Source organism: Nonomuraea ceibae (assembly GCF_019396325.1).
GTDB classification, from domain to species: Bacteria; Actinomycetota; Actinomycetes; order Streptosporangiales; family Streptosporangiaceae; genus Nonomuraea; species Nonomuraea ceibae.
Genome location: NZ_JAHKRO010000129.1, coordinates 1 through 23,392, shown reverse-complemented (window position 1 = coordinate 23,392; position 23,392 = coordinate 1). Strand labels below are relative to the sequence as shown.

Sequence of the window (23,392 nt, the reverse complement as noted above, 5' to 3'; positions counted from 1 at the left end):
GCCGTCTTCAGCACGAACCCGTCCACCTGAGCCGGGCGCCCGGGTGCGCAGTTTGGCGGCGGCGTCGAGGCCGTCCATCGCCCCTGGCATGTCGATGTCGAGCACGGCCACGTCCGGCCGGTGCTCGACGGCGGCGGCGACGGCCGCCTCGCCCGACTCGACGGCCGCGACGACGTCGATGTCGGCTTCCAGGCCCAGCAGCGTCACGAGCGCTTCCCGGATCACGTGCTGGTCCTCGGCCAGGAGTATGCGAATCACGAGGGTATGTCTACCAGTATGTCCGGATCATGATGAGGTCATGCCCGGGTGATGATCGGCTCTCTGGTCCGGGAAAGCCCAGATCAGCAGGCTGGTTCCCATGACAGAAGTCGTGCGGCTGAACGCCGTGAGCAAGGTGTACGGCAAGGGGCATGGCGCGGTGGCCGCCCTGCGCGAGGTGTCGGTGGGCATCCCGGCGGGCACGTTCACCGCGATCATGGGCCCGTCCGGCTCGGGCAAGAGCACGTTCCTGCACTGCGCCGCCGGCCTGGACCTGCCCACCTCGGGGTCGGTCCGGCTCGGCGGCACCGAGCTGGCCGGCATGAACGAGACCCAGCTGACCGAGCTGCGCAGGAAGCGCGTGGGCTTCGTCTTCCAGGCGTTCAACCTGGTCGGCTCCCTCACCGTGACCGAGAACATCACGCTCCCGCTCACCCTGGCGGGCGTCAGGCCGGACCCGGCCTGGCTGGCGGAGATCGTGCGCCGGGTCGGGCTCGACGGGCGCGCCGGGCACCGTCCCGCCCAGCTCTCCGGCGGGCAGCAGCAGCGCGTGGCGATCGCCAGGGCGCTGGTCACCAGGCCCGAAGTGGTGTTCGGCGACGAGCCCACGGGGGCGCTCGACACCATGACCGCCCGCGACGTGCTGGTCCTGCTGCGCGAGGTCGTCTCCGGGCTCGGCCAGACCGTGGTGATGGTCACCCACGACCCGGTGGCCGCCTCGTACGCCGACACCGTGCTGTTCCTGGCGGACGGCCGGATCGTGGACTCGATGAGCGCCCCGGCCGCCGACAAGGTCGCCGAGCGGATGACCAGGCTGGGGGCGTGGACGTGATGATCTCCTTCGCGTGGCGGACCATCGGGCACCGCAGGGCCGGGTTCGCGGGCGCGTTCGTGGCGCTGCTGTGCGCGGCGGCGCTGGTGACGGCCTGCGGCATGCTGCTGGAGACGGGCCTGCGGGGCGCGGTGGCGCCGGAGCGCTACGCGGGCGCCCCCGTCGTCCTGGCCGGCGACCAGTACGCCCGGCACACCAAGGCGAACGGCAAGACCAAGGCCAAGCTGCTCGCCGAGCGCCGCTGGATCCCCGAGAGGATCGCCGCCGAGGTCAGGCGGGCGCCGGGCGTGACGAAGGTCGTGACGGAGGTGACGTTCCCGTTCGCCGGGTTCACCGCGCACGGCTGGGAGTCGGCCGCGCTCACCCCGTTCACGCTGGCGAGCGGCCGGCCGCCGCGTGCCGCCGGCGAGGTCGTCGTGGACGCCCGGCACCGTACGGCGAAGATCCCCGGATACCGGGTCGTCGGCGTCACCGCGCAGGCGCTGCCCAGCCAGGACACGATCTTCTTCAGCACGGACGAGGCCCGCCGCCTGGCCGGGCGCGACGGCCTCGTCACCGCGATCGGCGTCTTCCCCCGGGTGGACGTCAAGGTCGACGGCGCGCTCGCCTACACCGGCGACGCGCGCGGCACCGTGGAGTTCCTCGACGCGGAGAACGCCAGGGTCAAGCTGATCAGCCTCGGCGGCGCGCTCGGCGGCACCTCGCTGCTGGTGGCGATCCTCGTGGTGGCCGGCACGTTCGCGCTCTCCATCCAGCAGCGCCGGCGCGAGCTCGCCATGCTGCGCGCCGTCGCGGCCACGCCCCGGCAGATCAGGAAGCTCATCGGCGGCGAGGCGCTGACGATCAGCGTGGTCGCCGGGACGATCGGCGCGGGTGGCGGGATCCTGCTGGGACTCTGGCTGCGTGAGCGCTTCGTCGCGCTCGGCGCCGTGCCGGAGAACCTGGCGCTCGTCGTCAGCCCGTTCCCGGCGCTCGCCGCGCTGCTCGCCACCCTGGCCGCGGCGTGGACCGCCGCCCGCGTGTCGGCCCGCCGCGTCGCCAGGATCAGGCCGGTGGAGGCGCTGAGCGAGGCCGCGCTGGCCGCTGCCGGGCTGCCCCGGGCGCGGACGGTCGCCGGCGTGCTCGTCCTCGCGGGCGCCGTGGCGCTGACGATCCTGCTGGCGAACCTGTCCGTCGAGGCGGCCTCCAGCCCGGTCTCCATGCTGACCGCACTGGTCTGGACGGTCGCGGTGGTCCTGCTCGGCCCGGCGATCGCCCGCGCGGTCACCGCGCTGCCGCTGCGCGTGCCCGGCGCCGGCGGCTACCTGGCGCACCGCAACCTGCGCGCCGGCACCGGGCGGCTCGCCGCGGTGATCGGGCCGCTCACCCTCATGACCGCGATGACGAGCACCATCCTGTTCTCTCCCGCCACGCTCGGGCACGCCGCGCAGCAGGAGCTGAACGCCGGCATCACCGCCGACCACGTGCTCGACCCCGGCGCGTCCGCCGAGGCCGTCCGCCAGGCGCCCGGCGTGCGCGCGGCCACGGAGGTGCTGCGCACCACCGCCCGGATCGAGCTGGAGAAGTACGGCGTGCAGGCGGTCACGCCCGACGGCCTGGACCGCACCATGGACCTGGGCGTGACGGCGGGCTCGCTGGACGGCTTCGGCGGCACATCGGCGGCGGTCAGCCGCACCGCGGCCGACAGGCTCGGCGTCGGCGTCGGCGACAGGCTCGCCCTGACGCTCGGTGACGGCACCCCCGCCACGGTCACGATCGCGGCCGTCTACGCGCGCGGCCTCGGCTTCGCCGACCTGACGCTGCCCCACGAGCTGGTCGCCGACCACGTGGACGACCCCCGCGCCACCGTCCTGGTCTCCGGTGGCGAACGTGCCGCGCTGGAGCGCGCCCTGCCCGGCGTGACCGTGCGCGACCGGGCCGAGGCGGCGGAGGCCGGCACCTCCAACGCGGCTGTCACGTACGTCGCGATGGGCCTGATCATCGGTTTCTGCGCCATCGCCGTGGTCAACACGCTGGCCATGTCCACCTCGGCCAGAAGCCGCGAGCTGGCGCTGCTTCGCATGGTCGGCACCACGCGGCGGCAGATCCTGGGGATGCTGCGCACGGAGACGGCGGTCGCCGCCGCGCTGGCCGTGACGCTCGGCACCGGGATCTCGCTGCTGACGCTGGCCGCGTTCGGCGCCGGGATGACGGGATCGGCCACGCCCTACCCGCAGCCGCTCGGCTATCTGGGCGTCGTCGCCGCCACCGTCGCGCTGGCGCTGGCCGCCACCGCGGTCCCGGCCAGGTTCGCGCTGCGGGCCCGTCCGGCCGAGGCGCTGGCCGCCCGGGAGTGAGACGTACTTCACCGTTTCCCGAGACTGTCCCGGCCTGCGCGCAATACGCTCTGCCAGGAAGCGATCACACACAGGTGAGGGAAAAGGCATGATCAGGCCGGTCGAAGAGCGATACCGCACGGTGCGCGACCTGTTCCCCGAGCTGCGCATCGAGATGGTGGGCGGTCGCATCGTGGTCAACGAGCCCGGCACCTGGCAGCACAACACGATCATCGCCCAGGCGCTCTTCCAGCTGCTGCCCGCCGTGGCCGAGCGCGGCTGGGAGGTGTGGCCCAACATCAGCGTGTTCATCGGCCCCGAGGCCGACCGCTACGTGCCCGACCTGACGGTGGTGCCGCCGAACCCGGTGATGGAGACCGACGAGGCGGTCCACGGCCACAGCACGATGCTGCTCGTCGACGTGGTGGCCGCGGGCAACGCCTACGACGACCACGTCGTCAAGCCGATGAGCTACGCCCCGGCGGGGGTGCCGCTCTACCTGGTGGTCGACCCGTTCCAGCGGATGGTCAAGCTGCACAGCGCGCCCGAGGTGAGCGGCTACACGCAGGTGACGGTGGAGCCGGTGGGCGTGGCCCTGCGCCTGCCCGCGCCGTGGGACTGCACGCTCGACACCGGCAAGCTGCTCGACGTCTGAGCGGTCCCCGGCGCGGGGGAGTCGGCTCCCCGCGGCGGGGGAGTCGGCGGCGGGGCCCCGCCCGCAGACTCGACGGCATGGCGAAGCGGCTCGCGGCGGCCTGGACCGCCGCCTACGGTGCGGTGCACGTGTGGTGGCTGGTGGCCGGAGCTCCCGAGTTCGGGAGGTTCGGCGAGTCGTTCGTCCCGGGGGAGTGGCCGCCGATCGTGCTGGCGGCGCTGGCCACGACGGCCTGCCTGCTTCCGGCGGGCCGGGCCGCCGTGGCGCTCGGCTGGGCGGCCGGGGCGGGGCTGGTCGGCTACTGCTTCCTGTTCGCGCTGGACCTGGTGGGCCTGCTGTTCGGCGAGCCGCTGGACGTGCCCGGCTTCCTCGTCCGGGGCGCGGGCGTGGCGGCCGGGGTGCTGACCATGCTGCGCGCGGTCGCCGCCCGGCGGCTCGTCGCCGGCGCCTGCCCGGCCTGCGGGCGCTCCCACGGCAGCAGCCCGGAGTCCCGTACGGACCCGTCCCCGCGCTGGGCGTACGTGGCGGCGTACGCGGCGGTGGCGGGGGCCGTCGCGCGGATCGCCGGGCAGCTCGCCGACTGGCCGTGGGCGACGGGCGACCCGGCGGGGCCGATCTTCCTGACGCTGTACGCGCTGGCCGGAACGCTGCTGCCGATGGCGCTGGTGCACCGGTGGGGGCGGATCTGGCCGGGCTGGGTGCCGGGGGTGGCCGGGCGGGAGGTGCCCCGGTGGGTGGTGCTGGTGCCCGCGTTCCTGGTCGGCGGCGGACTTACCGGATATTTCGGGATAGCGGGGTTCAGCATGATGCTGGCCGAGGGCACGGGGCAGCCGCTCTGGTGGACGCTGACCGTGATCCCCGGCTACACGGTGTGGGGGATCGGCCTGCTCGTCGCGGCCGCCTCGTACACGATCATGACGAAGCCGCCCTGCGTCAGAGCTTTCGCACCAGCGTGAGACCGTCGGCGACCGGCAGCATGAGCACGGTCACCCGAGGGTCCTCCCGGACCAGGTCGTTGAACTCGCGCATCAGCGCCGTCGGGGCGTCGTCGTGCGCCGGGTCGGCCACGTGCCCGCGCCGCAGCGTGTTGTCCACCATCAGCAGCCCGCCCGGCCGCAGCCGGTCGATCAGCAGCTCGTAGTAGCGGGGGTAGCTGGGCTTGTCGGCGTCGAGGAACGCCAGGTCGATCGGCTCGTCGAAGCCGGCCAGCGTCTCCACGGCCGGGCCCAGCGTGAGCGTCACCCGGTCGGCCACCCCGGCCCGCTTCCAGTAGCGGCGGGCGACGGAGGTCCACTCCTCGCTCACGTCGAAGCAGTGCAGCCGCCCGCCCGACAGGCCGCGCGCGATGCACACCGACGAGTAGCCGGTGAACGTCCCCACCTCCACCGCCACCCGGGGCGCGACGAGCTGGGTGATCATCGTCAGGAACGTGCCCTGGTCGGCGGAGATCTGCATCCCGGCGTCGTCGCCCGTCAGCTCCGCGGTCTCGGCCGCCAGCTCACGCAGCAGCGGGTCGGGCGGGGTGGAGTGGTCGAGGATGTACTGCGCGACCTGCGAGGTCAGGACGTATGCCTTCATGGATCTGGTTTACCACCCGGCAGGGCTGGCGGCCGGGTCAGGTAGGGTCGGGCGGATGATGAAGAGGGTGGCGGCAGTGGTGGTCGCCTGCGTGACGCTGGCCGTGATCGCGGTGGTGACGGTGTCGGGGCCCGGCCGGTCGTCGGCCTCCGGCGAGGTGCGGCTGATGCGCCAGCCCGACGGCTCCATGGTGCTGGCCGACAAGGGCGGCGACGCCCCCGTGCTCGACCTGTACGAGGACTTCGACTGCCCCGTCTGCAAGGAGCTGCACAGCCGGGTCGACGCCACCATCCAGCGGCTGGCCAGGGAGGGCCGGGTCAAGGTCGTCTTCCACCCGGTGACGATCTTCCAGCAGGAGCCGATGCGCTCCAACTCCATCCGGGCCGCCGCGGCCGCCCGCTGCGTGCCCGAGGCCAACTGGCTGGCCTTCCGCGACGCCCTCTACGCCATGCAGCCGGCGCCGCACGGCATCGCGTCCGGGTTCACCGTGGAGGAGCTGGCCAAGGCCGCGAGCACGGCCGGGGCGACGGCCGTCGGCGAGTGCGTGACCTCGCAGGCGTACGCGGACTCCCACGTGGCCGCGAGCGCCAAGATCCGCATCGAGGGCACGCCCACCGTGGTGCTGAACGGCCGGGTGCTGGGCAACGAGGCGTTCGACCCGGCCGCGCTGGAGCAGGCCATCACGGGCGGCACCGGCGTGACCGTCTGACGACACCGTCCCACAGGATGAGATCGATGTGCCAGATGGTGAGTGGGTGTGGCACACTCACAAGCACCATGTTCTACGGTCTGCTCATTATCGGCAGGCGCGCTGGCTGACACAGGGACAACGCCAGCGCGCAGACCTCTCACGTCCGTGAGGGGTCTTTTTGTTTTCCAGACCTCCATCAGAAAGAAGAACCATGGCCGACGACCGCTTCCACGTCTACGACACGACGCTGCGTGACGGCGCACAGCAGGAGGGGCTCAACCTCACCGTCGCCGACAAGATCAGCATCGCGCGGCACCTGGACGGCCTGGGCGTCGGCTTCATCGAAGGGGGCTGGCCGGGCGCCAACCCCAAGGACACAGAGTTCTTCAGGCGCGCTCAAACAGAGCTCGACCTGAAGCACGCGCAGCTCGCCGCGTTCGGTGCGACCCGCCGAGCCGGGGTGAAGGCAGCCGACGACCCGTTGGTGGCCGCTCTGCGCGAATCCGGCGCGCCGGTCGTGACCCTTGTCGCCAAGAGTCACGACCGGCACGTGGAGCTGGCCCTCCGCACGACTCTCCAGGAGAACCTCGCGATGATCCGCGACACGGTCTCTCACCTTCGTGCGGAGGGACAGCGAGTCTTCCTCGACGCCGAGCACTTCTTCGACGGCTACACGTCCAACCCAGCCTACGCGCTGGAGGTCATCCGCACCGCCGCCGAGGCGGGCGCCGACGTCATCGCCCTGTGCGACACCAACGGCGGCATGCTGCCCGACGAGCTCGCCGAGGTCGTGCACGCCGCCGTCCAGACCAGCGCCCGCGTCGGCATCCACTGCCACGACGACACCGGCTGCGCCGTCGCCAACACGCTGGCCGCCGTCAGGGCCGGCGCCACCCACGTGCAGGGCTGCGCCAACGGCTACGGCGAGCGCTCCGGCAACGCCAACCTGTTCACCGTCGTGGCCAACCTCCAGCTCAAGCGCGGCTTCGACCTGGTGCCGCCGGAGGCGCTCGCCGACATGACCCGCATCGCCCACGCGATCACCGAGGTCACCAACGTCACGCCCAACTCCCACGCCCCCTACGTCGGGGCCTCCGCCTTCGCGCACAAGGCCGGGCTGCACGCCAGCGCCATCAAGGTCGACCCCAACCTCTACCAGCACATCGACCCCGCCCAGGTGGGCAACGACATGCGGATGCTGGTCTCCGACATGGCCGGGCGGGCCTCGGTCGAGCTCAAGGGCCGCGAGCTGGGCTACGAGCTCGGCGCGGCCGACACCAAGACGCTCGTCGAGCGGGTCAAGGACCTGGAGTCCAAGGGGTTCACGTTCGAGGCGGCCGACGCCTCCTTCGAGCTGCTGCTGCGCGACACCGTCCACGGCGAGCGGCGCCGCCACTTCGAGGTCGAGTCATGGCGGGTGATCGTCGAGCGCACCAAGGGCGGCGAGCTGGTCAGTGAGGCCACGGTCAAGCTCCACGCCAAGGGCGAGCGGATCGTCGCCACCGGCGAGGGCAACGGCCCGGTCAACGCCCTGGACAAGGCGGTCCGCCAGGCCCTGGAGAAGCTCTACCCCGAGCTGGCCAGGCTGGAGCTGGTCGACTACAAGGTGCGGATCCTCGAAGGCACCCACGGCACGGGCGCCATCACCCGGGTGCTCATCACCTCGAGCGACGACACCGCCGAATGGGCGACCGTCGGCGTGGCCGAGAACATCATCGACGCCTCCTGGCAGGCCCTGGAGCAGGCGGTCACGTACGGCCTGCTCAGGGCCGGCCACGAGACCGCCTAGGACCGCACCGCGATCAGGTGCTGGCGGCGGCGTCCGAGCAGGTTGTCCAGGGCCCACGCTCCCGGGCCCAGGACGGCGATGAGCAGGAACGCCCAGCAGTACATCGCCGCCAGCTCGCCGCCGTTGCGCAACGGCAGCAGGTCGGCGGGCTGGTGGACCATGAAGTACGCGTAGGCCATCGTGCCCGAGGCGAGCGTGGCGGCGACGCGGCTGAACAGGCCGCTCATCACCAGCAGGCCGCAGACGAGCTCGATGAGCGCCGCCCACCAGCTCGGCCACGCCATGAAGGCGACGGCCTGGCCGGTTCCGCGATTGCCTCCCATCACGCCGAACAGCGATGTAACGCCGTGAATGCTGAAGAGGAATCCGGTGACGATGCGGAAGAGCGCGAGCACGGGCTGGGCGAACCGGTCTAGGGGGTGCATGGGATCACCTTCCGAATGCCGCTCCTGCGGGGTGAATGCAGGAAATAGGAAAACCGGTGAGTAAAGTTTTCGCGACCCCATTGGCGCAGTTCCCATTAGGGTGTAGTGCGGTCGTTGAAATGTCAATTCCCGGCGTCCGAAGAGCGCCGGGAACTGTGGGTGACCTGGATATTCGCGATGAAATCAATGACGAAACAATGTTCCGTCAGAAGAGGTCGGCGGCGAAGCTCACCCCGTCGACCGTGACCTTGCCCCCCGTGCACGACACCTTGGGCGAGCCGGTGCCCGGCACCACGATCGTCAGCAGCGACCTGGCCGCCGGCGACACCACCACGTTGGTCCGCTGCTTGGCCAGGTAGGTGGGCGACATCCAGCCCAGCTTGCCCCCGCGCTGCACCTTCTGCCCGCTGACCGGCTTGCACGAGGAGAGCTGGACCAGCGTCACCTTGAACTTGCCGTCACTCAGCACCACCCGGCCGCCCCGGTTGGACACGAGCTTGAACGCGTCGTCGAACCGCCACAGGCTCTGCACCTTCTTGCCGCCCGACGCCTCGTCCAGCACCGCCATCATGTCGTCGCCGTGGTTGACCAGGACCGAACGGGTGCGGGTCACGCCGTAGGCCTTGTCGGAAAGGCGGAACGACTGGCGGCCGGAGCCGTACTTCGTCTTGGTGAGTTTGCTGGCCGTACGCGGGCGGAAACGCTCGCCCACCACGGTCGGGACGTTGTGCGCCTGCGGCGAGAGGGTCCAGTAACGGTAGGAGTTCTTCTCGTAGGAGTGGAATCCCGCGTCGACCAGGATGTCACGGCCGTGCGCGTAATAGGTGACGCCCAGATGGTCCTCGTGGCCGTGCCACTTCATGCCGGGGCCGAACCGGATCGAGTAGAAAGCCGACTCCGGCTTGCCCCAGGCCGTCCGGCCGAACACGTAACCCGCGTTGTAGGTCCTGACTTCCTGCTTGGGCGTGCCCGCGTCCATCTTCGGCTCGGTCTCGGCGCTGCCGTCGCCGATCGGCACCATGTAGCCGTTGGGCTGGGTGGAGTGGGCGATGAAGTCCTTCAGCGCGTGAGTCCGCTCGCTGATGTCGCCCGGCACCTTGCGGCCGCACGAGCGCATGCCCTCCATCGCGACCTGCAGCCGGTTGTGGACGTAGACGGCGTAACGCGGCGCCTGCTCCATGAGCGCGCCCTGCGAGTCGACGTCGAGCCTGACCGTGCCCCGCAGGCGCTTGACCGCCAGGTCGGCCCAGTCGCGCCGGTCGTAGCGGCAGCCGATCGCCAGCAGCGCGATGTCCTGGTCGATGCCGTGGTTGTGGCCCTTCTTGTAGAGCCGCGCGTCGGACAGCAGCTTGGCGTGGGTGGCCAGGCTCTCCTTCAGCCACCCGTCCTTGACGTGCATGCTCAGGCACACCAGCGGCTGCGTGCGCAGCGACACCGGGTGGTCCTTCCACACGTACGCCTTGGTGCCGCGTGCGCCGAGCTTGTTGTGGGCCACCCAGTCCTTGGTGATCTCCTCGGCGCGCCGCAGGTAGCGCTCCTCACCGGTCCGCTCGTACTCGACGACGAGCGTGCCCATCCAGCGCAGCGACTGGAACACGTACTCCCAGGACCGGTTCCTGTACGGGCTCGCCGCCCAGTTGATCTTCTTGCCGAGCTTGAACGCGGGCAGGCCCACCAGGGAGATCTCGCCGGCCATCACGTCGGCGGCGGTGGGGGTGCCCGGCAGCCAGTCGCCCTGGCACTGGGCGGTCCGCTTGACCGGGGCGTCGGCCCGCGCCGGGCTCACCGTCCCGCTGAGCAGGAGCGTGAGAGCAAGGGGGATCGCGAGGCGGCGCACGCCAGATTCCTTCCGGACCGAAAGACGGGGGCGCAACATGCTGTCCGACCGGCGAACTCAAGGTCAAGTTGGCCCCCGCGATCGTTAGCGGCTCGATGCGCCATGCTTCTGCCATGCGATACGACGACCTGGTGATCCCCGACACGTCCGTCTGCCGCGCCGCGCTGGAGGTGGCCACCCGCTACCACACGCCGTCGCTGCTCAACCATTCGATCCGGGCCTACCTGTGGGCCGCCGCGTACGCGGCCGAGCACGGCATCGCGTTCGACGCCGAGCTGCTGTGGGTGTCGGCGATGCTGCACGACATCGGGCTCGCCGCCGAGTTCGACAGCCACACCGTGCCGTACGAGGAGGCGGGCGGGCATGTGGCCTGGGCGTTCTGCGCCGGCGCCGGCTGGCCCGAGGAGCGCAGGCAGCGGGCGGCCGAGGTGATCGTCCGGCACATGTGGGCCGAGGTGCCGGTCGAGCAGGACCCGGAGGGGCACCTGCTGGAGCTGTCGACCGGCATGGACATCTCCGGCAGGCACACCGACCGGATCCCCGGCGGCGTGCGGCAGGAGGTGCTGCGACGCTACCCGAGGCTGGAGATCGCGGGGGAGTTCGCCGCCTGCATCGCGGACCAGGGGGCGCGCAAGCCGGACAGCTTCGCGGGCGGGTTCGTGCGGGCGGGCATCGCCCAGCGCATCGCCGCGAACCCGCTCGACAGGTGAAATTTCAGGACTTGGGGGTGGCGCTCTGGACGACCTCGAACGACCACAGCTGCGACCCCGAAGCGGTCGGCCCCTGTCCGTGCCCGTGACCCTGGCCGTGACCCTGGCCGGGTTCCTGACCCTGCCCGTGCCCGTGGCCCTGGCCGGGTCCCTGGGCCTCGGCCCTGGCCTGGGCATGGCCGCGCTGGAACGCCTGGCTCTCCTGCCAGCGCTGGAAGTCCTCCTCGCTGCGCCAGCGGGTGTAGACCAGATACTGGTCGGTGCCGTCGACCGGCCGCAGCAGCTCGAACCACTCGAACCCGTCGGCCGACTCGACCATCCCGGCCCGGTTGGCGAACCGCTGCTCCAGCTGCTCCCGCATCTCGGCGGGCACGGTCAACACGTTGATCTTCACGACGGAAGGCATGTCAGCTCCTCGGCAAAGTTGGTCCACCAAGCAAACCACGCCCCGCCCCGGTACCGGGCGGACCCGCACCGGTGGCGGCGATAGCCTTGTCAGGTGCGTATAGCGAGGTTCTCCACAGGTGAAGGCGTCTCGTTCGGCGTGGTCGAAGGCGGTCCGGGCGAGGAGTTCGTCTCCGCGATCTCCGGTCACCCGTTCGGCCAGGTCCAGTTCACCGGCGAACGCTTCCCGCTCTCCCAGGTGCGGCTGCTCGCCCCGATGCTGCCGAGCAAGGTCGTCGCCATCGGCCGCAACTACGCCGAGCACGCCCGGGAGATGGGCAACGAGGTGCCCGACGAGCCGCTCATCTTCATGAAGCCGTCCACCTCCGTGATCGGCCACGGCGAGGCGATCGCCTACCCGACCACGCTCTCGCACCGCGTCGACTTCGAAGGCGAGCTCGCCGTGGTCATCGGCCGGCTGTGCCGCGAGGTGCCCGCCGAGCGCGTCAAGGACGTCATCTTCGGCTACACCTGCGCCAACGACGTCACCGCGCGTGACCTGCAGAAGAAGGACGTGCAGTTCACCCGGGCCAAGGGGTTCGACACGTTCTGCCCGATCGGCCCGTGGATTCAGACCGACCTGGACCCCGCCGACCTGGCGCTGACCACGACGGTCAACGGCGAGATGCGGCAGAGCGGCCGCACCAGCCAGCTCATCCATGACATCCCCGCCCTCGTCGCCTACGTCAGCGCGGTCATGACGCTGATCCCCGGCGACGTGATCCTGACCGGCACCCCGGCCGGAGTCGGCCCGCTGGAGATCGGCGACGAGGTCAGCGTCGGGATCGAAGGCATCGGCACTCTGACGAACAAGGTGGTCTCTCGTGACTGATCTACGGGTGCGCTTCGCCCCGTCCCCGACCGGCATGTTCCACGTCGGCGGCGCCCGCACGGCGCTGTTCAACTGGGCGCTGGCCGAGCAGACGGGCGGCCGCTTCGTGCTGCGCATCGAGGACACCGACGCCACCAGGAACCGGCCGGAGTGGACCGAGGGCATCATCTCCGCCCTCGACTGGATCGGCATCAACGGCACCAACCCCGTCTTCGAGGGCCCGTACTTCCAGTCGGCCTACGAGCCGCAGCACCGCGAGGCCGTCGCCAAGCTCCTGGCCGGCGGCGGCGCCTACCACTGCGACTGCACCCGCGAGCAGCTCGTCGCCCGCACCGGCTCCGAGCACAAGGGCTATGACGGCCACTGCCGCGAGCGCGGCCTCACCGAGGGCGCCGTCCGCTTCCGCACGCCCGACGAGGGCGTCACCGTCGTCGAGGACCTGGTCCGGGGCCGCGTCGAGTTCCCCAACGACGCCCAGGAAGACTTCGTCATCGCCCGCACCGACGGCTCGCCCCTCTACGTGCTCGCCAACGCCGTCGACGACATCACCCAGGGCATCACCCACGTCGTGCGCGGCGAGGAGCACCTGGGCAACGCCGCCAAGCAGCAGCTCCTGTGGCCGGCGCTCGGCGCGGTCCCGCCCGTGTGGGCCCACCTGCCGGTGATCGTCAACGAGCAGCGCAAGAAGCTGTCCAAGCGCCGCGACAAGGTCGCCCTGGAGGACTACCGCGCCGAGGGCTACCTGGCCGAAGCGATGGTCAACTACCTCATGCTGCTCGGCTGGGGGCCCGGCGACGACCGCGAGATCATGCCGTGGTCGGAGATGGTGCCGCTGTTCCGGCTGGAGGACGTCAACTCCTCCAGCGCCTTCTTCGACGAGAAGAAGCTGCGCGCCTTCAACGGCGAGTACATCCGGGCGCTGCCCATCGAGACGTTCGAGGAGCGGTGCCTGCCCTACCTCGACCCGTCCTGGGACCGCGAGCGGTTCAGCAAGGTCGCCGCGCTCGCCCAGACCCGCATCGGCGTGCTGTCGGAGATCCGGCAGAACGTCGACTTCCTCTTCCTGCCGGAGCCGGTCTTCGACCAGGCGTCCTGGGACAAGGCGATGAAGAACTCGCCGCGCGAGATCCTCTCCGGCTACCTGGAGCGGCTCGACACCGTGAGCTGGGACCCCGAGTCGCTCAAGGTCGCGCTGGAGGAGGTCGGCGCCGCCCACGGCCTCAAGCTCGGCAAGGCCCAGGCTCCGGTCCGCGTCGCCGTCACCGGCCGCACGGTGGGGCTGCCGCTGTTCGAGTCCATCGAGGTCCTCGGCCGCGAGCGCTCCCAGGACCGCCTCCGCGCCGCCCTCAGCCGCCTCGACGGCTGACCCGCCGCCGCCCCGGCCACCGGCCGGGGCCCTCGAGGCCGGTCACCGCGGTCCGCCCGCCCGCGTGGTGCGGGGGAGTACGGCGGCGGTGAGGCTGAGGGTCGCGCCGGCGGCCATCGACAGCCACACCCCGGTCACGCCCAGCCAGGCGCTCAGCGCGTACGCGAGGGGCAGCTGGGCGGCGAAGCCCGCCAGGGTGGCGGCGAGCAGCCGGCCGCCTCTCCCGGTGGCCTGCAGCACGCCGCCCACGGCGATCAGCCCGCCGAACGGCACCAGATAGAGCGTCATCCAGCGCAGGAATCCCACGGCGGGCCCCGGGTCGGCGGCGAACAGCGCGGCGACCGGCTCGGCGGCCACGTTGAGCACCGCCGCCACCACGGCTCCCGTGGCCAGCCCGGCGAGCAGGGGCGACCCGGTGTGCTCGCCCCGGGCGGTGCGGATCATCGTGGCCTGGCGGAGCGCGTAGAACGCCATCACCCCGGCCAGCATCACCTTCTGCCCGACCCCGTACCCGGCCAGCTCGGCGGTGCCGAAGCCGGCGACGAGGTCGACGAGCACCATGCCCACGAGCGCCCGCGCCAGGAAGTCCCCGGACATGGGAAGCCCGGTGCGCACCACCGCTCCCACAAGCAACCCCGCCCGCGCCCCCGCCACCGTCCCCGGCCCCGTCCTTGGCCCCGCCCCGGGCTCCGTGCTCGCTTCCGTGCTCGCTTCCGGGCTGCGCAGGGCGGGGAAGGAGGCCGCCAGGGTGATGGCGCGGGCGAGCACGGTGGCCAGGGCGGCGCCCTCGACGCCGAGGCCGAGCCCGTGGATGAACAGCGGGTCCAGCGCGACGACCAGCGCGTTGCACAGCAGCGCGTGGCGCATCGGCCGCCTGGTGTCGCCCCGGCCCTTGAGCACCCCGTCCACGACCGTCTGGGCGAAGTACACGGGCCATCCGGCGAAGGCGATGAGGAAGTACGCCTCCCCGCCCGACAGCCACAGCCCGGCTGCCGTGATGGGCACGGAGAGCCCCGCCCACAGCATCCGCCCGGTCCTGACGACGGGCGCCAGCGGGGCGTGCCCGTCGCGCCGCCCGACGAGCACGGTCACGCCCGTCGGCACGGCCAGGAAGATCCCGTAGGCCAGGGTCTCGGCGGTCGTGGCGATGGTCACCGTGGCGATGGCGTCCTCGCCGAGCCCGGACACCCAGAGCAGGTCGATGAGCCCCACCGCCACGACGGCCGTGAGCAGTTCCACATAGATGGGCGTCGCCAGCCTGAACACGCATACCTCGAATCGTAGTATCTCGATTAGAGGTATAGCGTTACGATGCATCCCATGGCAAGTGGCGGTGACCTGACCCTCTCCATCCTGGGGTTCCTCGGCGAGCGCCCCATGCACGGCTACGAGCTCAAGGCCAAAATCGCGTCGCTGACCGGCCACCTGCGCCCGGTCAGCGACGGCGCCCTCTACCCGGCGATCGCCCGGCTGGAGTCCAAGGGCCTCGTCGAGCGGCACGAGGAGGCCGGCACGCACGCCGCCCGCCGCCAGGTCCTCACGCTCACCCCGGCGGGCCGCGAGGAGCTGCTGAGGCGCCTGCGCGAGCCCAGCGACCTCGACATCAGCGACCAGACCCGGTTCTTCGGCCTGCTGACGTTCCTGTCAGCCCTGCGCGACCGGGCCGAGCGGGCCGGGGTGCTGCGGCGCAGGCTGGCGTTCCTGGAGGCCCCGGCGAGCTTCTTCCACGAGGGGGGCGCGCCGGTGCGGATCAAGGACGAGCGCGACCCGTACCGGCGCGGCATGCTGATCGTCGCCCGAGCCTCCAGCGAGGCCGAGCGGACATGGCTGCGCGAGGCCATCGCGGAGCTCGAAGCCCCCCGCGACGACCCCGCGCGATGACCCTGGTGACCCTGGTGGTCCCGGGCCGGGTCACACCAGGCCGCGGCGCTCCAGCAGCGGGCGGATGCCCGGCTCGCGGCCCCGGAAGTTGCGGAACGCGGTCAGCGCGTCGACGCTGCCGCCCTTCGACAGCAGCTCCCGCCGGAAGTGGTCGCCGTTGGCCCGCTTGAGCCCGCCGTTCTCCTTGAACCACTCCACGCTCTCGGCGTCGAGCACCTCGCTCCAGATGTAGGAGTAGTAGCCCGCGCTGTAGCCGCCCGAGAAGACGTGCGCGAAGTAGTTGGTCCGGTAACGCGGCCGCACCAGCGGGAACGCGATGCCGGCCGCCTCCAGGGCCGCCGCCTCGAACGCCTCGGCGTCGGTCACCTCCTCGCCCGGGGCCAGCTTGTGCCAGGCCCAGTCGAGCAGCGTCGCGGCCAGATACTCCACGGTCTTGAAGCCCTGGTTGAACCGCTCGGCCGCCTTCAGCTTGGCCACCAGCTCGGCCGGCATCGGCTCGCCGGTCTCGTGGTGGCGGGCGTAGCTTTCGAGGATCTCCGGCCAGGTCACCCACATCTCGTTGACCTGCGACGGATACTCGACGAAGTCACGCGGCACGTTGGTGCCCGACACCCTCGGGTAGCGCACCTCGGAGAACAGCCCGTGCAGCGCGTGCCCGAACTCGTGGAAGGCCGTGTTGACCTCCTCGTACGTCAGCAGCGTCGGCCCTTCGGCGGGCTTGGTGACGTTCAGGTTGTTCATCACGACCGGCTTCTCGCCGAACAGGAACGACTGGTCGACCAGGTTGTTCATCCACGCGCCGCCGCGCTTGTTGGCCCTGGCGTACGGGTCCAGCAGGAACAGGCCGAGAGCCTCGCCGCCCTCGTCGGACACCTCGAAGACGCGCACGTCCTCGTGGTAGCCGTGCAGGTCGGGCCGGTCGGCGAAGCTCAGCCCGTACAGCAGCTCGGCGGCCCGGAAGATGCCGTCGCGGAAGACGCGGTCCAGCTCGAAGTAGGGGCGCATGGCGTCGGCGTCGAGGTCGTAGCGGGCCCGGCGCACCTTCTCGGCGTAGTAGGACCAGTCCCACGGCTCGATCGCGAACCCGGCCTGCTCCGCCAGCGCCTCGGCCTCCTCGCGGGCGTTGCGCACGGCCGGGCCGACGAGCTGGGAGAGCATCTCCTCGACGGCCTCCACGGTCTTGGCCGTCTCGTCGGCGACCACGTACGCGGCGTGGCTGGGGAAGCCGAGCAGCGCGGCGCGCTCGGCGCGCAGGCTCGCCATCCGGATCGCGAGCGCGCGGTTGCCAGGCGCCCGCTCGACGCTCAGCTCGTACAGGCGGCGGCGCACGTCGCGGTCGGTGAGCTGGGCCAGCGCGGGCTGGTTGGTGAAGTTGAGCAGCGGCAGCACGTAACGGCCGTCCTGGCGCAGCGACCTGATCGTGGCCTCGTCGAGCCCGTCGAGCTCCTTGGCGTCGTCGACGACCAGCGCCGACTCGGTGGAGGCCTTGAGCAGGTTCTGCGAGAACTCCGTCGACAGCGTCGACAGCTCCTCGTTGAGCGCCCGCAGCCGCTCCTGCTCCGGCTCCGACAGGTCGGCGCCGGCGCGGACGAAGTCGTCGCGGTACTTCTCCAGCAGCCACGCCTCCTCCGGGTCGTCGGTCGTGACCCGCTTGAGCCGGTCCCACAGCGCCCGGTCGAGGCGGATCGCGTCGCTGTGCCTGGCCAGCTCCGGCGAGATCCGCTTCTCGATCTCCATCAGCGCGTCGGAGGTGTTGGAGGACGCCATCGAGTAGAAGACCGTCGCCACCCGGTTCAGGACGCGCCCGGACCTCTCCAGCGCGGCGACCGTGTTGTCGAACGTGGGCGGCTCCTCGGCGGCCGCGATGGCCGCCACCTCGGCCAGCTGCTCGGCCATCCCGCGCTCGAACGCGGGCAGGTAGTGCTCCTCCCGGATCTCCGCGAAGGGCGGCAGCTGATAGGGCAGGGTGCTAGGGGCGAAGAACGGGTTCTCGGCCAACGCTGAGGCTCCTCCACGTGGTGATTTGTCCCCATCAGCTTGGCACGTCACGGCCGGTGCCGGACCCCGCCGCGTATTCGTTTTGGTCTTACCCCCCGAGCTGGGCTATTCTTTCGGACATCGCCGAGCGCGCCCCGCAGGGGGTCCGCCGCGGTGGGGTATGGTGTAATTGGCAGCACGACTGATTCTGGTTCAGTTAGTCTAGGTTCGAGTCCTGGTACCCCAGCACAGTGCAGTGACAGTGCGGATGTTTCGATCAGAAACATCCGCTTTCTTGTTTTCATGACCGAGTTCCGGATGCGTCGCGGTTCCTTCTACGCGTTCGCCGCCCCCTTCCTGATGCCGCTCGCGCTCTTCTTCCCGGTCTGCCTGGCGCTGGGCGCGATCCTCACCCGGAGCACGCTCCTCGGCGTCCTCGTCGCCGCCGCGGCCACGGCCGCGCTCGTCGGCGTGCTCGCGGTCAAATACCGGCGGATGGTCGACGGCACCGTGGTGCGCTTCTCGCCGCAGGGCGTCGAGCTGTCCGACTCGTACGGCTTCCGCCTGCGGCTGGCGTGGGCCGACATCGAGCGCGTCGACGTGGTGGAGAGCCCGATGGCCGGCCGCAGGGTCATCGGGCGCCCCGGCGGCGTCCGGGTGCGCGCCGGGGAGATGCGCACGATCGGCCTCGTCGGTTGGGGCTCGCGGGTGCTGCCGGGCCGCGTCCCCGGCTGGATGCGCGACCACCTGGCCCGGGTGCCCGTCCACCCCGAGTCCGGCCTGCAGTGGCTCGGCATCCCGCTCGGCGCGATCGACCCGCTGTGGGAGCGCGGGCCGATGGGTGAGCTGGTACGACAGCGCAGGCCCGATCTGATGGTCCGATAGCGGTTTGGTTGTGCTCCTCGCCGTGCGGTAGAGTTACGTCCGTTGCCGGGGAGGCCCGGCACCAGCTTGTGGACAGGGTCCCGTCGTCTAGTGGCCCAGGACGCCGCCCTCTCAAGGCGGTAGCGCCGGTTCGAATCCGGTCGGGACTACCACTGTCACAAGCTCATGAAGGTCCCGTCGTCTAGTGGCCCAGGACGCCGCCCTCTCAAGGCGGTAGCGCCGGTTCGAATCCGGTCGGGACTACTCCTTCACCTGTGAGACCCGGCCCATCTGGCGCCGGGTCTTTTTCTTTCCCGAAGCTGAGACGCGAAAGCGCGCCCCCCGTTGAGGGAGGCGCGCTCGGTCGTGCGTCCTACTGCGCGGCAGACCGTGCCTTGAACAGCGCCCGCCGGGCCGCCTTGGCGATCTGCTTGTCCGGATGCACCTGGGAGATCAGGTCCAGCAGCTCCTCCACGTGCGCGTGCGGGATCTTCCACACCACGTCCAGCAGGTTGTTGAGCAGCTCCGGCCCGATGTCGCGCAGGCTGCCCACGAACTCCTGCCGCCCCAGCCCGGCCGAGATGGTCCACATGTCGAGGATCAGCCAGTTGGTGTCGTCAGGGGTGGGCTCGGGCGCGCCCTCCACGCCGAGCTGGCTCAGGTGCGTGGCCGCGTAGGGGCGCAGCGACACCTCGTCGAGCGCGGCCTGCCAGGCGGGCACGGCGGCCTCGCCGAGCGTGCCGACGACGCTGGCCGCCTGCACCCGGATGAGCGCGTCGTCGCCGTCCTTGGCGGCGGCCTCCAGCAGCTCCTCGGCGGCCTTGGCGGGCTCGCGCAGCCGCATCCAGGCGGCGAACTCCGCGTCGGCCTCCTCCTCGGGCAGCTCGGCGCTGAGGACCAGCAGCTCGTGCGCGCTCATCGACTCGATGGCGGGCCGGGCGTCGATCTCGATGTCGGAGTCGTCGAGCAGGTGGACGACGCCCTCGGTGCCGAGCGGCGTGAGGCTGACGGTGTCGCCGGAGACCTCCGTCATGCCATAGCCGGCCAGCCAGGTGAGCGCGGGGGCGAGCGGGTCGCCCGCCTCGTGCCACGCCTGGGCGCCCAGCTCGTCGATCTCGGCGGCGGCCTCGGCCAGCTCGCGCCGCAGCCCGGCCAGATCGCGTGAGCCGCCCGCGAGCAGCAGCCTGACCAGCAGGCCCCGGGTGAGGCCGGCCAGGGCCATGGTGAGGTCCTCGTCGGCCAGCTCGGGGTCGCCGTAGTCGACGGAGTGGAGGCCGAGCATCCAGGCGTCGAGCACGTCCTCGTCGTCGTCGAACGGCCACTCGGCGGTGTCGTCCTGCACGGCCACCGTGTTGCCCTCGCCCGGCTCCAGGAACTCCAGGTCGACGGCGAGGTTCCACAGGTTCCACAGGTCGGGCACGGCCTCGGCGAGCGCGCCCTCGGTCTCCGGCCTGGGCAGGCCGACGGCGGCCAGCGCCTCCTCGACCTCGGCGTCGGACAGCAGCGTGTCCTCGCCCACGCGGCGGCCGGAGCCGACCCACAGGGCCAGGTCGCGGGCCTTGGCGATGAGCGGCACCGCGCGCGCGGCGGCGGCCAGCTCGGCGTCGGGCCGCAGCCTGATCGTGGGCAGGTCGGCCAGATCGTCGGCGAAGGGCTCGAAGTCGCCGAGGTCGCCCGTCTCGTCCTCGTCCTCGACGTCCTCGATCAGGTCTTCCATCAGCTCGACGAAGTCGTCCTCCACGTCGTCGAGCTCGGCCTGCAGATCGGCGAGGCTGTCGGAGCCCTTGGCCAGCCTGCCGGTGCTCGACAGGAAGGTCAGGTAGGCGTCGACGGCGGGGAGCATGCCGTCGGCGGCCGCGTCGGGGTCGTCGACGACCTTCGGCATGCGATCGAGCAGCAGGTTACGCAGGTCGGCGCGCTTCCACGTGCCGAGGTCCTGCGAGAAGGCGAGACGGTGCCACAGTGCGGCGGGCCCCACGAGCTCGGGGTCGCTGTCGGGCGCGTTGGTCCGTGCCCACAAGATGAACTCTTCGAGCAGGGGTCGCAGCTCAGTGGCGGCTACCTCGATGCGATCTGTCACGCACTCAGGCTAGTGCGCCAGCGACGCACTCGGCTCCCTAAATACCGGCTTTGGCGGATCATGACGTGCGTCGCATGGCCTCCGTGATGCGCTCGGCCGCGGCCATCACCGGCACCGCGTGCAGCCGCCCCGGGGCGCGGGTCAGGCGCTCGATGGGACCCGACACGCTGACCGCCGCGATCACCTTGCCGCCGCTGCCCCTTATGGCGGCTGAGACGCTCGCCACACCCTGCTCGCGCTCTCCCACGCTGTGGGCCCACCCCCGGCGCCGCACGGAGGCGAGGGTGGCGGCGGTGAACTTGGCGCCGCGCAGCCCCCGGTGCAGCCGGTCGGGCTCCTCCCAGGCCAGCAGGATCTGGGCCGCCGACCCGGCGGTCATCGGCAGCGCCGAGCCGACGGGCACGGTGTCGCGCAGGCCGCTGGAGCGCTCGGCGGCGGCCACGCACACCCGCTCGTCGCCCTGCCGCCGGTAGAGTTGCGCGCTCTCGCCGGTCAGGTCCCTCAGCTGCATGAGCACGGGCGCGGCGACCGCGAGCAGGCGGTCCTCGCCGGCGGCCGTGGACAACTCCGAAAGCCTGGGGCCGAGCACGAACCTGCCCTGCGTGTCACGGGTCACGATGCGGTGGTGCTCAAGGGCGACGGCCAGCCGGTGGGCCGTGGGGCGGGCCAGGCCGGTGGCCTGGACGAGCTGCGCCAGTGACGCCGGTCCGGCTTCGAGGGCGTTGAGCACCAGAACGGCCTTGTCCAGTACTCCGACTCCGCTAGAGTTGTCCATACACCGATACTGCCGTCTCGACATATGAGAAGGCAAGTCGGAGGTCTGTCTCAAGGAGGAGATCCCATGGGCCGCACACTGGCCGAGAAGGTCTGGGAGCAGCACGTCGTGCGCCGCGCCGACGGCGAGCCCGACCTGCTCTACATCGACCTGCACCTCATCCACGAGGTGACCAGCCCGCAGGCGTTCGACGGTCTCCGTCTCGCCGGCCGGACCGTGCGAAGGCCCGATCTCACCATCGCCACCGAGGACCACAACGTGCCGACCGTCCTCGGCCCGATCTCCGACCCGGTGTCCAAGACGCAGGTCGAGACCCTGCGCAAGAACGCCGCCGAGTTCGGCCTGCGGCTCCACCCGATGGGCGACGCCGGCCAGGGCGTGGTCCACATCATCGGCCCGCAGTTCGGCCTGACGCAGCCCGGCATGACGATCGTGTGCGGCGACTCCCACACCTCCACCCACGGCGCGTTCGGCGGCATCGCGTTCGGCATCGGCACCTCCGAGGTCGAGCACGTGCTGGCCACCCAGACGCTGCCCGCCTACCGGCCTAAGACGATGGCCATCGAGGTCTCCGGCGAGCTGCCCGTCGGCGTCACCGCCAAGGACCTGATCCTGGCCATCATCGCCAAGATCGGCACCGGCGGCGGCCAGGGCTACATCGTCGAGTACCGCGGCGAGGCCGTGCGCAAGCTCTCCATGGAGGGCCGCATGACGGTGTGCAACATGTCCATCGAGGCGGGCGCCAGGGCCGGCCTGATCGCGCCCGACGAGACCACGTTCGCCTACCTCAAGGGCCGCCCGCACGCGCCGTCGGGCGAGGCGTGGGACCAGGCCGTCGCCTACTGGAAGACGCTCAGGAGCGACGACGACGCCGTCTTCGACAAGGTCGTCGAGATCGACGCCTCGACGCTGACGCCGTACGTCACCTGGGGCACGAACCCCGGCCAGGGCCTGCCGCTGAGCGACAGCGTCCCCGCCCCGGAGAGTTTCGCCGACCCGGTCGCCCGCTCGGCCGCCGAGCGCGCCCTCGAATACATGGGCCTGACCGCCGGCACCCCGCTGCGCGACATCGAGGTCGACACCGTCTTCGTCGGCTCGTGCACCAACGGCCGCATCGAGGACCTGCGCTCGGCCGCCGAGATCCTGCGCGGCCGCCAGGTCCGGACGCGCACGCTCATCGTCCCCGGCTCGATGCTGGTCAAGCGCCAGGCCGAGGAGGAGGGCCTGCACGAGGTGTTCAAGGCCGCCGGCGCCGAGTGGCGCGAGGCCGGCTGCTCCATGTGCCTCGGCATGAACCCCGACACCCTCCAGCCGGGCGAGCGCAGCGCTTCCACCTCCAACCGCAACTTCGAGGGCCGCCAGGGCAAGGGTGGCCGCACCCATCTGGTGTCGCCGCAGGTCGCCGCCGCGACCGCCGTCACCGGCCGCCTGACCGCCCCCGCCGACCTCTAGGAGACCCACCGATGGAAGCCTTCACCACCCACACCGGTACGGCGGTGCCGCTGCGCCGCAGCAACGTCGACACCGACCAGATCATCCCGGCCGTCTGGCTCAAGCAGGTCAGCCGCACCGGGTTCGAGAAGGGCCTGTTCGCCGCCTGGCGCGAGGACCCGTCCTTCGTCCTCAACGACCCCGCCTACTCGGGCGCGTCCGTCCTGGTCTCCGGCCCCGACTTCGGCACCGGCTCCTCGCGTGAGCACGCCGTGTGGGCGCTCCAGCAGTACGGGTTCCGCGTCGTGATCGCCGCCCGGTTCGGCGACATCTTCCGCAACAACTCCACCAAGATGGGGCTGCTGCCGGTCGTGCTGCCGGGCGACAAGGTCGAGGCGCTGCAGGACGCCGTCGAGGCCGACCCGGGCCTCCAGGTGACCGTCGACCTGGCCGAGCGCCAGGTCCGCTGGGCCGGCGAGACCGTCGCCTTCGAGATCGACGACTACACCCGCTGGCGGCTCATGGAGGGCCTGGACGACATCGGGCTGACCCTGCGTCACGCCGACGACATCGCCACGTACGAGAATGGTCGGCAGCCATGGCTGCCGACCACCGTCTAGACGACGACGAGCTGGCGCGGCGGGTGCGCGAA

General features: G+C 71.4%; 22 protein-coding genes and 3 tRNA genes. 16 read left to right on the top strand and 9 right to left on the bottom strand.

Translation table 11 applies throughout. The features are described from left to right. Positions 1–258 (bottom strand): response regulator (locus KME80_RS42835; RefSeq protein WP_219517283.1); only part of this gene is annotated, 258 nt, incomplete at its 3' end. Positions 259–358: 100 nt separating this feature from the next. On the opposite strand from KME80_RS42835, the gene KME80_RS42830 reads away from it, so the two are divergent. The 4 genes from KME80_RS42830 (at position 359) to KME80_RS42815 (ending at position 5,016) form a co-directional block, all read left to right on the top strand. Further along, positions 359–1,090, top strand: coding sequence for an ABC transporter ATP-binding protein (locus KME80_RS42830; protein ID WP_219517282.1), 732 nt, complete (start codon positions 359–361; stop codon positions 1,088–1,090). Beyond that, positions 1,090–3,426, top strand: a complete 2,337-nt coding sequence (locus tag KME80_RS42825; protein ID WP_219517284.1) for an ABC transporter permease — start codon at positions 1,090–1,092, stop codon at positions 3,424–3,426. The genes KME80_RS42830 and KME80_RS42825 overlap by 1 nt, the downstream gene beginning before the upstream one ends. Before the next feature lie 88 nt (positions 3,427–3,514). Continuing rightward, entirely contained in the window at positions 3,515–4,060 is a 546-nt protein-coding gene (locus KME80_RS42820) for a Uma2 family endonuclease (protein WP_219517281.1), read from the top strand. A 77-nt stretch (positions 4,061–4,137) separates the two neighbouring features. Further along, positions 4,138–5,016 carry a hypothetical protein gene (locus KME80_RS42815; protein ID WP_219517280.1) on the top strand — a complete coding sequence of 293 codons (879 nt, stop codon included), beginning with the start codon at positions 4,138–4,140 and terminating at the stop codon, positions 5,014–5,016. Here KME80_RS42815 and KME80_RS42810 read toward each other — a convergent pair. Beyond that, positions 4,994–5,638, bottom strand: a complete 645-nt coding sequence (locus KME80_RS42810; protein ID WP_219517278.1) for an O-methyltransferase — start codon at positions 5,636–5,638, stop codon at positions 4,994–4,996. The genes KME80_RS42815 and KME80_RS42810 overlap by 23 nt on opposite strands. A 55-nt stretch (positions 5,639–5,693) precedes the next feature. On the opposite strand from KME80_RS42810, the gene KME80_RS42805 reads away from it, so the two are divergent. Both KME80_RS42805 and cimA read left to right on the top strand, forming a co-directional pair. After that, complete coding sequence (locus KME80_RS42805) at positions 5,694–6,347, top strand: DsbA family protein (protein WP_219517276.1); 654 nt, start codon at positions 5,694–5,696, stop codon at positions 6,345–6,347. Between the two features lie 193 nt (positions 6,348–6,540). Then, complete coding sequence (cimA, locus tag KME80_RS42800; RefSeq protein WP_219517274.1) at positions 6,541–8,118, top strand: citramalate synthase; 1,578 nt, start codon at positions 6,541–6,543, stop codon at positions 8,116–8,118. On the opposite strand, the gene KME80_RS42795 is transcribed toward cimA, so the two are convergent. Continuing rightward, positions 8,115–8,543 carry a DoxX family protein gene (locus tag KME80_RS42795; RefSeq protein ID WP_219517272.1) on the bottom strand — a complete coding sequence of 143 codons (429 nt, stop codon included), beginning with the start codon at positions 8,541–8,543 and terminating at the stop codon, positions 8,115–8,117. The two genes, cimA and KME80_RS42795, sit on opposite strands and share 4 nt — an antisense overlap. 205 nt (positions 8,544–8,748) lie before the next feature. Beyond that, complete coding sequence (locus KME80_RS42790; protein ID WP_308126162.1) at positions 8,749–10,380, bottom strand: heparinase II/III family protein; 1,632 nt, start codon at positions 10,378–10,380, stop codon at positions 8,749–8,751. Between the two features lie 113 nt (positions 10,381–10,493). Here KME80_RS42790 and KME80_RS42785 point away from each other — a divergent pair, with 113 nt between their 5' ends. Then, positions 10,494–11,090: an HD domain-containing protein gene (locus KME80_RS42785; protein WP_219517268.1), complete on the top strand. Its 597-nt coding sequence runs from the start codon at positions 10,494–10,496 to the stop codon at positions 11,088–11,090. A gap of 4 nt (positions 11,091–11,094) precedes the next feature. Here KME80_RS42785 and KME80_RS42780 read toward each other — a convergent pair whose 3' ends face one another. Beyond that, entirely contained in the window at positions 11,095–11,496 is a 402-nt protein-coding gene (locus tag KME80_RS42780; protein ID WP_219517266.1) for an antibiotic biosynthesis monooxygenase family protein, read from the bottom strand. A 93-nt stretch (positions 11,497–11,589) separates the two neighbouring features. Between KME80_RS42780 and KME80_RS42775 the strand changes: the two genes are divergently transcribed. Then, a complete protein-coding gene (locus KME80_RS42775) occupies positions 11,590–12,366 on the top strand; it encodes a fumarylacetoacetate hydrolase family protein (RefSeq protein ID WP_219517264.1) in 777 nt (258 codons plus the stop codon). Continuing rightward, complete coding sequence (gene gltX, locus KME80_RS42770; RefSeq protein ID WP_219517262.1) at positions 12,359–13,732, top strand: glutamate--tRNA ligase; 1,374 nt, start codon at positions 12,359–12,361, stop codon at positions 13,730–13,732. Before KME80_RS42775 ends, gltX begins: the two co-directional genes overlap by 8 nt. A gap of 42 nt (positions 13,733–13,774) precedes the next feature. Here gltX and KME80_RS42765 read toward each other — a convergent pair whose 3' ends face one another. Next, entirely contained in the window at positions 13,775–14,998 is a 1,224-nt protein-coding gene (locus tag KME80_RS42765; RefSeq protein WP_219517260.1) for an MATE family efflux transporter, read from the bottom strand. A 54-nt stretch (positions 14,999–15,052) separates the two neighbouring features. Between KME80_RS42765 and KME80_RS42760 the strand changes: the two genes are divergently transcribed. Then, on the top strand, positions 15,053–15,613 hold the full coding sequence (locus tag KME80_RS42760; RefSeq protein ID WP_219517259.1) for a PadR family transcriptional regulator: 561 nt from the start codon (positions 15,053–15,055) through the stop codon (positions 15,611–15,613). 30 nt (positions 15,614–15,643) lie between these two features. On the opposite strand, the gene KME80_RS42755 is transcribed toward KME80_RS42760, so the two are convergent. After that, the gene (locus tag KME80_RS42755) at positions 15,644–17,611 is read right to left on the bottom strand and encodes a M3 family metallopeptidase (RefSeq protein WP_219517257.1); all 1,968 of its coding nucleotides are present in this window, start codon (positions 17,609–17,611) and stop codon (positions 15,644–15,646) included. Positions 17,612–17,765: 154 nt separating this feature from the next. On the opposite strand from KME80_RS42755, the gene KME80_RS42750 reads away from it, so the two are divergent. From KME80_RS42750 to KME80_RS42735, 4 genes are all read left to right on the top strand, one after another. Beyond that, positions 17,766–17,837, top strand: a tRNA-Gln gene (locus KME80_RS42750). A gap of 56 nt (positions 17,838–17,893) precedes the next feature. Next, the gene (locus tag KME80_RS42745) at positions 17,894–18,475 is read left to right on the top strand and encodes a hypothetical protein (protein WP_219517256.1); all 582 of its coding nucleotides are present in this window, start codon (positions 17,894–17,896) and stop codon (positions 18,473–18,475) included. Positions 18,476–18,551: 76 nt separating this feature from the next. Continuing rightward, a tRNA-Glu gene (locus tag KME80_RS42740) sits at positions 18,552–18,627 on the top strand. Positions 18,628–18,645: 18 nt separating this feature from the next. After that, positions 18,646–18,718, top strand: a tRNA-Glu gene (locus tag KME80_RS42735). A gap of 109 nt (positions 18,719–18,827) precedes the next feature. On the opposite strand, the gene KME80_RS42730 is transcribed toward KME80_RS42735, so the two are convergent. Further along, a complete protein-coding gene (locus tag KME80_RS42730; RefSeq protein WP_219517255.1) occupies positions 18,828–20,534 on the bottom strand; it encodes a hypothetical protein in 1,707 nt (568 codons plus the stop codon). Between the two features lie 58 nt (positions 20,535–20,592). Continuing rightward, a complete protein-coding gene (locus KME80_RS42725) occupies positions 20,593–21,309 on the bottom strand; it encodes an IclR family transcriptional regulator (protein WP_049556902.1) in 717 nt (238 codons plus the stop codon). Positions 21,310–21,375: 66 nt separating this feature from the next. Here KME80_RS42725 and leuC point away from each other — a divergent pair, with 66 nt between their 5' ends. Next, positions 21,376–22,761 carry a 3-isopropylmalate dehydratase large subunit gene (gene leuC / locus KME80_RS42720; protein ID WP_219517254.1) on the top strand — a complete coding sequence of 462 codons (1,386 nt, stop codon included), beginning with the start codon at positions 21,376–21,378 and terminating at the stop codon, positions 22,759–22,761. Positions 22,762–22,772: 11 nt separating this feature from the next. Continuing rightward, the gene (leuD, locus tag KME80_RS42715) at positions 22,773–23,360 is read left to right on the top strand and encodes a 3-isopropylmalate dehydratase small subunit (protein WP_219517253.1); all 588 of its coding nucleotides are present in this window, start codon (positions 22,773–22,775) and stop codon (positions 23,358–23,360) included. Positions 23,361–23,392: the final 32 nt, after the last annotated feature.